This window comes from Acinetobacter sp. YH12134, assembly GCF_013418555.1.
Classification (GTDB): Bacteria; Pseudomonadota; Gammaproteobacteria; order Pseudomonadales; family Moraxellaceae; genus Acinetobacter; species Acinetobacter indicus.
Genome location: NZ_VPBT01000041.1, coordinates 1 through 9,296 on the forward strand (window position 1 = coordinate 1; position 9,296 = coordinate 9,296).

A 9,296-nucleotide genomic window follows, 5' to 3' on the forward strand; every position below is an offset into this window, starting at 1 on the left:
CTTGACTCAAGCATTAATGCAGTACGATCTTCAAAGTTAAGATGATGGTATGACAATTTTATATACTCCATAAACCCTTTAAATTAATTAGGTGGTTTATGTCGCACTTCAAGTTTTACTCTGCCGTATAAAGATAATTTGCCTGGCTTAGAAGTGTGCTTCCAGCCCGAGATAAGGACCTTTAAAATCCAGCTGGAGATTACGCTCATCACCTTCGTTCAGTTCCACATCTAAAATGCGGTAACCGGCCTTCAGCCCGACATCGACCAGTAAATTATCAATAAAATTATATTTCAGTTCTGCCTGTGCATCGCTAATGACAGTATCATCAAACTTGGCATAGCTGGCTTCGGCTTTGGCACTTAAACCGGTAAAAGGCAGTTTCACCCCGGCTTCGGCATACAGCATTGGCAAGGTTTCACTGACCTGTTCCACTTCGGTTAAATTCTGCTGCACGGTACCGTCCAGCACCTTGGCACCCACACCAATATCGGCACTGACAATATTGTCCAGAATTTCGTAATAGACAATGAAGTCGGAATAATCGAGGTCGATCCGCTCCATTTTTTCATTCAGAACTTCGCGTTCTGATTCTGCCTCAAGTGTGCTGTGCTTGATTTTGACATTCGGTAATAACGGTACTGGATGTTCAACCGCCAAGGCAAAAGACAAACTGGAGTCATCTTTCATCTCGGGCTGGCCCAAGGCGCTCGATAAGTCACTGTCATAATGCCAGTAATCGACGCTACCTTTAACACCAATAATATCGGCCTGCGCGGCGCTAAAACAGCCAAGACCGAGGATGAAACACAATGCTGGACGTGTACGCATAAAAATCCCTGTAGAGCTTGTATATTCTCAGAATAAATTTATTGTGGAGGATGGAACCGGGAAACATCTCGGCGCATCATATCGGGAATTGGTATAAATTGTATTGACGCATCATGCAAAAAATAGAGGACCTGCACATGGCTACGCACACTGATCATCCGCACGATTATCCTTTATATCTGGCTGGACAGCCGCATGTGACCGGCCAGTGGCTAGAGGTCGAAGATAAGTATCTGCAACGCTGTTATGCACGTGTGGCGCTGGCCGATGCAGAGACGCTGGAGCAGGCGATTCAGGCCGCAGTCCAGGCGGAAGCGGCGATGGCGGCATTAAAACCGTTTCAGAAACAGAAAATCCTGCTGCATTGTGTGCAGCGTTTTCAGGAATGCCGGGCCGAGCTCACCGAACTGCTGATTATTGAAGGCGGTAAACCGAAAAGGGCTGCCGCTGCTGAAGTAGAGCGCTTAATCAATACCTTTCAACTGGCTGCGGATGCAGTAACCCAGATGGATCAGGGCCGGATGATGCCATTGGCAGTAACTGGCGCGGCTTGCAGTTATCAGGGCATCAGTAAACAGGTACCGATTGGCGCGGTATCGCTGATCAGTCCATTTAATTTTCCTCTGAATTTAACTGCCCATAAAATTGCACCCGCGATTGCTGCCGGCTGTCCCTTTGTTTTAAAACCGGCCAGTCTAACCCCGATTTCTGCCTTAAAAATTGCCGAGATTCTGGCGGAAACCGATTTGCCGGCTGGGGCCTTTTCGGTATTGCCCTGTCCGCGTGAGCAGGCCGATGTGCTGGTCACCGATGACCGCTTTAAACTGCTGAGCTTTACCGGTTCCGATGTGGTGGGCTGGGACATGAAAGCGCGTGCCGGACGTAAAAAGGTCACGCTGGAGCTGGGCGGCAATGCTGCCGTGATGATTGAGGCCGATACCGAGGTCAATGATGCGCTGGTTGACCGGTTAATTGGCGGTGCCTATAACCATGCCGGACAGGTGTGTATTAGTGTGCAGCGTATTCTGGTGCATCGCGCGATTTACACACAGCTTAAAGATAAACTGGTCAGCCGTTTGCAGTCATTACGGGCAGCTGATCCGCGTCTGGACAGCGCTTTGGTTGGGCCGATGATTAAAGAGAACGAAGCCGTGCGCCTGAAAAAATGGCTGGATCAGGCCGTAGCAGAAGGCGCGACGGTATTGGTGGGTGGCGAACAGCAGGGGGTGATGTTCGAGCCGACATTGCTGGAGCAGGTTTCGCCAACATCGGAAATTTACCAGAATGAAGCTTTTGGTCCGGTGGCTATTCTGGAGCCTTATGAACAATTTGAGCAGGGTATTGAACGGATTAACCAGAGCCGCTTTGGTTTGCAGGCCGGGGTCTATACTCAGAATCTGCAGCAGATGCTATATGCCTGGGACCAGCTGCATGTTGGCGGGGTAATTATTAACGATATTCCATCATTCCGGGTCGATAACATGCCGTATGGCGGGGTCAAGGATTCGGGTCTGGGCCGCGAGGGAATTCAATCGGCAATTCGTGATATGCAGGAAGAACGTTTGCTGGTGATCCATCAACAGGGTTGATCGCTGGGAGATGCATCAAGGGCAAGCTTGAGCTTGATGCATCCTCATCTATGGATCACGGCAATCTATTGATGAAATACAGTATCCGAAGAAAGCAGTGCGGGTAGGTGATAGGCATTTTATATCATCGGGTATAAATGACCGTTTAAAGGATAGCAATTGAGTTTTCAGTTTTACTTCATAATATATTCCAAAAAGTTTGGTAATTCATAACCAAAATTGTACAATAAATAAGCTGATTAATTGAGCGGTTGAATCAGGATAGATTATAAAAACCCAAGATTTGGAGCAGAAATTACAGAATAATTTTTTAAAAGTGAGTATTGTTGAACCATATAAAAGGGAGTCTTCACGATGCACTTTAAGCAAGTTTTCGTCATCCACTCCCTGTTTGTCATTTAGAAACCAGTACCCAAAAGGTCAAGGCTAAATCAAACACTCAAGATTAATATTGCATGGTGCTTTTTTGCTTGCGAGAAAACCACATAAAAAGCAGTGAAAAAAGCATCTAGGTTTAGGTGTTTTATGTCAGGAAATCGTGAAAACTGGTCCGCGCGATCAGGCTTTATTATTGCAGCGATTGGTTCAGCTGTAGGCTTGGGGAATATTTGGCGTTTTCCCTATGTGGCTTACGAAAATGGTGGTGGTGCCTTCTTAGTACCGTATCTGGTGGCAATTTTTGCTGCCGGTTTGCCGTTATTATATTTAGATTACGCGGTCGGGCATAAGTTCCGTAAAGCGCCGCCACTGGCGTATAAAAAGCTCATGAACAGTGAGTCCTTGGGCTGGTGGCAGGTGATGGTGACTTTGGTCATCGGGATTTACTATGCCAGCGTTCTGTCCTGGGCCGGTAGTTATATGTACTACGCAATTGGCCAGAAATGGGGGGCAGACACCCAGGCCTTCTTCTTTAATTCCTATTTGCAAAATGGCGAAGGGCTGGCCTTGGGCTTTGTACCGACCTTATTCTTCGGTCTGGTGATTGTCTGGGCGGTGGTGATGTTCATTCTCTACGGTGGTGTACGTCGTGGTGTGGAACTGGCCAATAAAATCTTTATGCCGTTACTGGTGGTACTGTTCACGATTCTGGTGATTCAGGCGATCCGTTTACCGGGTGCAACCGCAGGTTTAAATGCCTTCTTTACCCCGAACTGGGAAGCGATGGGCAACTATAAAGTCTGGCTGGCTGCATTTGGTCATATCTTCTTCTCGCTGTCTGTGGGCTTCGGGATCATGCTGACCTATGCCTCGTATTTAAAGCGTAAAACCAATATGACCGGCTCCGGTGCGGTGGTTGCGCTGGCCAACTCGTCTTTTGAAATTCTGGCCGGTATCGGGGTATTTGCGGCTTTGGGCTTTATGGCCTTCAGCTCAGGCTCAACCGTGGAAGAAGTGGTATCTGGCGGTATTGGTCTGGCCTTTATTGCCTTCCCGAAAATTATTTCCAGCATGGGCGCAGGCGGCGACTTATTTGGCTTCCTGTTCTTTGCCTCGTTGACCGTTGCCGGGATTACTTCCATGGTCAGTATTCTGGAAGTGCCGATTTCAGCTTTCCAGGACAAGTTATGCTGGTCACGTAAAAAATCGGTCAGTATTATTGCCGGTGGTTCCGCCATTGTTTCGACCCTGATTTTCTCGACCCATAGTGCGATTACCTTTGTCGACATCATTGACTACTTTGCCAATAACATTGGTATTGTGGGTGGTGGTTTACTGTCAATTATTCTGGTGTCGTGGTTCCGTCGTCCGTTATTGTCGCAGTTACAGGCGCATATCAACCAGTACTCTAGTATTAAACTGGGTGCCGGCTGGAACTTCCTGTTAACCGTGATTACTCCATTATCATTACTGGTGGCTTTAGGCCTAACCATCAAGTCGATTGTTGCAGAAGGTTATGGCGGTTATCCGGCTGAAATCTTATGGTTGGTGGGTGGCGGTACGCTGGCCCTGTTTATTGTGGGTGCCATTGTACTAAGCTGTCTGAAAGACAAAGTCCCGGAAGAGGAGAACTAAGATGAATACTGAAGCAATTATCATGATGATCATCTCGACTGTCCTGCTCTGGGGCGGTTTAATCTTGGCCATGATTCATCTGAGCAAACATCCAGATGAACCAGAGGATTAAGTCTGTGGTACATGCATGTGCAGACTAAGCTGCTGTAGAATAAAAAAAGGAACCACCTGAGGGTTCCTTTTTTTATCGTCTAGATTTTTTCGATCCGGCAATAATAGAAGCCATCGCCGCGTCCGGCTTCCGGTAACAGCTGGCGGCCATACTGCTGTTCGACACCATAGTCTGTGACAATTTTAATTTCTTTGGCATCGGCATGCTGGGCAAAGAACTGCTGCATCTGCTGTTCATTTTCTGCTTTTAAAATGGAACAGGTGATATACAGCAAGGTGCCGCCGACTTTTAGCTGGGACCACATCTGTTCCAGAATCTGCTGCTGCAGCTCGACAGTTTGCTGAATGTCAGCGGACTGGCGTAACAGGCGAATATCCGGATGACGGCGCATCACCCCAATGGCAGAGCAGGGTGCATCCAGCACAATACAATCGACCGGTTCGGTTGCGGTCCAGCGCGTAGCATCTGCCGCCAGAATTTCGACCTGCTGCGTATCGGTCAGTTGCAGGCGCTCCAGATTTTCCGTGACCCGTAGCAGGCGTTTCGGGTCCTGATCCAGTGCCACCAAAGTGGCCGGACTAAATTTTTCCAGAATATGTGCGGTTTTTCCGCCCGGGGCTGCACAGGCATCAATCACCACTTTGCCATTTAAATCTGGCAGTAACTGCGCACAAAGCTGGGCATGTTCATCCTGTACCGAGAACCAGCCGGCATCAAAGCCCGGCAGCTCCGGAATCTGCACCGCCTGCTCCAGAATAATTGCCACATCGGAACGTTCACCTGGACGAGCCTGAATACCGGCACCCAACAGTTTATTCAGATAGGCTTCACGGCTGATCTTGCGCTGATTGACCCTTAAGGTCAGTGGCGCTGTCTGTTTCAGGTCCTGGGTCAGCTGCTCCAGCTGTTCCGGCCAGTCTTTTTTCAGACGTTTAAACAGCCAGCTAGGTAAACCATGCGCCGCTTGCAGGGCCTGCTCAAAGACCGATGTTTCACGTGAAACACGTCGCAGGATGGCATTGACCACACCACTGAGTGCCTGAAAGCCCAGCTGCTTGGTGGCAGTCACGGTTTCTGAAATGGCTGCATGGTCGGCAATACGGGTACATAAAATCTGATACAGCCCGACATAGAGACAGGTTTCGACGGTTTCATTGTTCAGTGGTTTGACCAGCAAAGGCAGGGTAATGCTTTTCAGGCCATACCATTGACGTAAGGTGCCCAAGACCAGTTCGTGATACAGCGCCCGGTCACGCTCGGCGACCTTGGTCAGATGCAGCGGTAAAATACTGGCCAGAGATTGGCCCTGCTGGACGGCCAATAAAGTACGAATCACTTGGGCGCGTAAGTTCAGATGTGACTGACCGGATGGATGTTGATTCATGCCAGCACCTGCCCAATACTTAATTTCTGGGTTTGTACAATTTGGACCGGATTCAGTGCTTTACCGCCCGGCCATTGCAGGCTGGTCAGGCAGATGGCTTTGCCATCGCCACAGGCCACATGCACGCCCTGTTTATCCAGCGCCAGAATGGTCCCCGCCGACTGGCCATTGACCGCTTCATTCGACAGCACAGATCCCCAGACCCGTAAATTACTCTGCTCATCTAGCGGAATAAACGCCACCGGCCATGGGTTAAAGGCGCGAATATTGCGGTCAATTGTCACAGCATCCTGAGACCAGTCAATTTTCGCTTCGGCTTTAGACAGCTTGTGGGCATATACCGTTAAAGCTTCATCCTGCACTTCGCGCTGTTCCAGATACTGTTGTAAAGTCTGCTCCGAAGCCAGTACCGCCACAATCGCCTCTGCACCCTGAATGGCCAGTTTGTCATGTAGGCTGGCAGAAGTATCTTCGGCTGTAATCGGGCACAGGGTTTTATACATCATATCGCCGGTATCCAGCCCGGCCGCCATCTTCATAATGGTCACGCCGGTTTCGGCATCGCCGGTGGCAATGGCGCGTTGAATGGGCGCCGCCCCTCGCCAGCGTGGCAGCAGCGAACCATGAATATTCAGGCAGCCATATTTGGGTGTATCCAGCACCACTTGTGGCAAAATCAGGCCATAGGCTGCCACCACCATTACATCAGCATTCAGGGCTTTTAGTTCTGCCTGCGCCGCCAGACCTTCTTCCGTGGACGATTTAAAATGTAACGGTTGATACACCGGAAGATCATGCGCCAGCGCCAGTTGTTTCACGGCAGAGGCCGTGAGTTTTTGTCCGCGGCCTGCTTTGCGGTCAGGTTGAGTATAGACCGCCACAATTTCATGCTCGGTTTTTAATAAGGCATCGAGCGCTACAGCTGCAAATTCTGGTGTTCCCGCAAAGATAATTTTCACACATGAGATTCCATATAAACTTGCCCCACATTATATGCGAAAAGCCTTTTTAAGCCTAAATTGTCATGTAAATAGAGATTGCATCTTCATGAGTTTGGCTGGGTGCTGTTCTTTGCAAACAAAATTTTATTTAAAAAATTAATATCAATAAATTTTGTTTATATAAAAGGTAAAAATTATTCATGAAAATGCCGGAGCTAATGCTTTATGATCAAATCATATCGGCTCCGTAGGCGAGTCTCCCCAGTTTTCATCAGTTGAAAGATCGTAGAATAAAAGGTTCAAAAGACCCGATCACCCAGCACGCTGACAGATTGAGCTGTAGTATGATGTGACGAAATTTCAACTGATAACCTGAAGATCAGTACATTTTAGCCAGAGGTGGGGATTCACCCTCTCAAGCACAACTCGTTGGAAATACACATGCCTGACTATCGTTCAAAAACATCGACACACGGAAGAAATATGGCGGGCGCACGTGGCTTATGGCGTGCGACCGGGATGAAAGATGAAGATTTTGGCAAGCCGATTATTGCGGTGGTCAACTCTTTTACCCAGTTTGTACCGGGTCACGTGCATCTAAAAGACCTGGGTCAGCTGGTGGCACGTCAAATTGAAGCGTCAGGTGGTGTAGCCAAAGAATTCAATACCATTGCAGTCGATGACGGTATCGCCATGGGTCATGACGGTATGCTGTATTCCTTGCCATCACGCGACCTGATTGCCGACTCGGTTGAATATATGGTCAGCGCACACTGTGCCGATGCCATGGTGTGTATCTCCAACTGTGACAAAATCACCCCGGGCATGTTAATGGCCGCCATGCGCCTAAACATTCCAGTGGTGTTTGTGTCCGGCGGTCCAATGGAAGCGGGTAAAGTCAAAATCCGTGGCAATGAAAAAGCCATCGACCTGATTGATGCCATGATTGTCGCTGCAGATGACAACTTCACCGATGAAGAAGTGGCGGAATACGAACGTTCAGCCTGCCCAACCTGTGGTTCATGTTCAGGTATGTTCACTGCCAACTCAATGAACTGCTTGACCGAAGCACTCGGTTTATCTCTTCCAGGTAATGGTTCTACACTGGCCACCCACGCCAACCGTAAAAAACTGTTCGAACGTGCTGGTTCTTTAATTGTGGAACTGGCCAAACGTCACTATGAACAGGAAGACTACAGCGTTCTGCCACGTTCAATTGCCACCAAAGCCTCATATGAAAATGCCATGACGCTGGACATTGCCATGGGCGGTTCAACCAATACCGTATTGCACCTGCTGGCTGCGGCCAATGAAGCCGGTGTTGATTTCACCATGGATGACATCGACCGTTTATCGCGTAAAGTGCCGGTCCTGTGTAAAGTGGCTCCGGCGAAAAATGATGTACATATGGAAGATGTCCACCGTGCCGGCGGGATCATGGGTATTCTAGGCGAGCTGGATCGTGCCGGTTTGCTGGATACTTCTGTACCGACTGTACATGAAGCAACTTTAAAAGATGCCTTAGATAAATGGGACATCATCCGTACTGAAAACGAAGAGGTGTACACTTTCTTCAAATCGGCGCCAGGTGGCGTTCCGACCCAGACTGCATTCTCACAAGACCGTTATTATTCACGCCTTGATGGCGACCGTGAAAATGGTGTGATCCGTAATGCTGAACATGCCTTCTCTAAAGATGGTGGTCTGGCCGTGCTGTACGGCAACATCGCGCTGGATGGCTGTATCGTAAAAACTGCGGGTGTAGATGAATCCATCCTGAAATTTAATGGTACAGCTCGCGTATTTGAAAGCCAGGATGCCGCGGTGGAGGCGATTCTGGGCGGTAAAATCAACGCCGGTGATGTGGTGGTGATTCGTTATGAAGGTCCACGTGGTGGTCCGGGGATGCAGGAAATGCTGTACCCAACCAGCTACCTGAAATCTAAAGGTCTGGGCAAAGACTGTGCCTTGCTGACTGATGGCCGTTTCTCGGGCGGTTCATCTGGCCTGTCGATTGGTCACGTCTCTCCGGAAGCGGCTGAAGGTGGTGCGATTGGTCTGGTCGAAGATGGCGATCGCATTGAAATTGATATTCCAAACCGTAGCATTCACCTGGCGGTTGATGATGCAACCATGGCAGCGCGCCGTGAAGCACAGGAAGCCAAAGGCTGGCAGCCAGCTGAGGAACGTCCACGCAAGATTTCTAAAGCACTGAAAGCCTATGCCATGCACACCACCAGTGCGGCCAAAGGTGCGGTACGTGAAATCTAAGCACTAAGTTTTTAGAGCTACAAAAGCACTCCATCAGGATAATGCCAGTCAGTTAAGAGATTGACTGGCTTTTTCTTGGGTATTTTTGAGGTTTTCCTTTTACAACTCTTGGGTAACTCCTCATCCGTCTCTCAGGTAAAACATATCTATCAGAT

7 protein-coding genes are annotated in these 9,296 nt (G+C 49.0%); 4 read left to right on the plus strand and 3 right to left on the minus strand.

Translation table 11 applies throughout. The features are described from left to right. Window positions 1-147 precede the first annotated feature (147 nt). Entirely contained in the window at window positions 148-831 is a 684-nt protein-coding gene (locus FTU69_RS14380; protein ID WP_156188662.1) for a TIGR04219 family outer membrane beta-barrel protein, read from the minus strand. A 137-nt stretch (window positions 832-968) separates the two neighbouring features. Between FTU69_RS14380 and FTU69_RS14385 the strand changes: the two genes are divergently transcribed. From FTU69_RS14385 to FTU69_RS14395, 3 genes are all read left to right on the plus strand, one after another. Further along, window positions 969-2,420, plus strand: coding sequence for an aldehyde dehydrogenase family protein (locus tag FTU69_RS14385; protein WP_257223658.1), 1,452 nt, complete (start codon window positions 969-971; stop codon window positions 2,418-2,420). Between the two features lie 525 nt (window positions 2,421-2,945). Then, a complete protein-coding gene (locus tag FTU69_RS14390) occupies window positions 2,946-4,433 on the plus strand; it encodes a sodium-dependent transporter (protein ID WP_180104090.1) in 1,488 nt (495 codons plus the stop codon). Window position 4,434: 1 nt separating this feature from the next. Beyond that, complete coding sequence (locus FTU69_RS14395; RefSeq protein ID WP_005181164.1) at window positions 4,435-4,545, plus strand: methionine/alanine import family NSS transporter small subunit; 111 nt, start codon at window positions 4,435-4,437, stop codon at window positions 4,543-4,545. 79 nt (window positions 4,546-4,624) lie between these two features. Here the strand turns inward: FTU69_RS14395 and rsmB are convergent, their stop codons facing one another. Continuing rightward, the gene (gene rsmB, locus FTU69_RS14400) at window positions 4,625-5,929 is read right to left on the minus strand and encodes a 16S rRNA (cytosine(967)-C(5))-methyltransferase RsmB (RefSeq protein WP_160240752.1); all 1,305 of its coding nucleotides are present in this window, start codon (window positions 5,927-5,929) and stop codon (window positions 4,625-4,627) included. Beyond that, on the minus strand, window positions 5,926-6,888 hold the full coding sequence (gene fmt, locus FTU69_RS14405) for a methionyl-tRNA formyltransferase (RefSeq protein WP_180104091.1): 963 nt from the start codon (window positions 6,886-6,888) through the stop codon (window positions 5,926-5,928). The genes rsmB and fmt overlap by 4 nt, the downstream gene beginning before the upstream one ends. 423 nt (window positions 6,889-7,311) lie before the next feature. Here fmt and ilvD point away from each other — a divergent pair, with 423 nt between their 5' ends. Then, a complete protein-coding gene (ilvD, locus tag FTU69_RS14410; protein ID WP_180104092.1) occupies window positions 7,312-9,141 on the plus strand; it encodes a dihydroxy-acid dehydratase in 1,830 nt (609 codons plus the stop codon). The last annotated feature ends 155 nt before the right edge of the window (window positions 9,142-9,296 follow it).

Coding starts and splice junctions, on each gene's coding strand:
- FTU69_RS14380 (WP_156188662.1), bottom strand. CDS start 831: ATGCGTACACGTCCAGCATTGTGTTTCATCCTCGGTCTTGGCTGTTTT.
- FTU69_RS14385 (WP_257223658.1), top strand. CDS start 969: ATGGCTACGCACACTGATCATCCGCACGATTATCCTTTATATCTGGCT.
- FTU69_RS14395 (WP_005181164.1), top strand. CDS start 4,435: ATGAATACTGAAGCAATTATCATGATGATCATCTCGACTGTCCTGCTC.
- rsmB (WP_160240752.1), bottom strand. CDS start 5,929: ATGAATCAACATCCATCCGGTCAGTCACATCTGAACTTACGCGCCCAA.
- FTU69_RS14390 (WP_180104090.1), top strand. CDS start 2,946: ATGTCAGGAAATCGTGAAAACTGGTCCGCGCGATCAGGCTTTATTATT.
- ilvD (WP_180104092.1), top strand. CDS start 7,312: ATGCCTGACTATCGTTCAAAAACATCGACACACGGAAGAAATATGGCG.